This window comes from Desulfovibrio psychrotolerans (genome assembly GCF_013340305.1).
GTDB lineage: Bacteria > Desulfobacterota > Desulfovibrionia > Desulfovibrionales > Desulfovibrionaceae > Halodesulfovibrio > Halodesulfovibrio psychrotolerans.
Genome location: NZ_BLVP01000016.1, coordinates 1 through 755, shown reverse-complemented (window position 1 = coordinate 755; position 755 = coordinate 1). Strand labels below are relative to the sequence as shown.

General features: G+C 52.5%; 1 pseudogene. It reads left to right on the top strand.

Annotated features, from left to right (window positions below):
* Positions 1-65: 65 nt before the first annotated feature.
* Positions 66-755 (top strand): annotated as a pseudogene (locus tag HUV26_RS16855) (IS3 family transposase); the annotation flags it as partial.

Here is a 755-nt window from a genome sequence, read left to right as displayed (position 1 = left end):
TGATCCTGCTACAAAGTTGTGGATACCCAGTTAAGCTACTATCCTGACTCAAACAGGAGCAGTGGATGAGTAACACACGACGAATATACGATGCTGAATTCAAACGAAACGCCGTCATGTTGGCAGAAGAACCTGGGCGCACCGTTGCCGATGTTGCCGAAAGTCTGGGGATCGGCCCAGACCTCATATATCGATGGGGGCGTGAGATGCGTGGGCAAGGCCTGATTGCCTTTCCCGGCCACGGCAAACCGGCTTTGACCGATGAGCAGCGAAGAATCAAAGAGCTGGAGAAAAAGCTGAGGGATGCAGAGATTGAGCGAGACATCCTAAAAAAAGCCTTGGCCATCTTCAGCAAAGCACCGAATTGATATTCCGGATTGTACACGAAAACCGCTCGTCGTTTTCGGTGAAGAAGATGTGCCATGCTCTCCGGGTTTCACAGAGCGGTTACTACACGTGGACAGTGCGGACAGCATCAAGGCGGGCGCAGGAGAATGTGCTCCTACGGAAAAGAATTGCCGAGTTGTATGCGGAGCATGGAGGTATGGCGGGAAGTCCGATGATTACGGGTGACTTGCGTGCTGAGGAGCCATTTAGAAACGTCAGCCGCCCTCGCGTGGCGCGTCATATGCGCAGCATGGCATTGCGCTGCCGGGCAAACAGAAAATTCGTTGTAACGACGGATTCAACCCATTCAGAGCCAGTGGCTTCAAATATTTTGAATCGGCAGTTCACGGCAGTTGCTCCTAACAAGG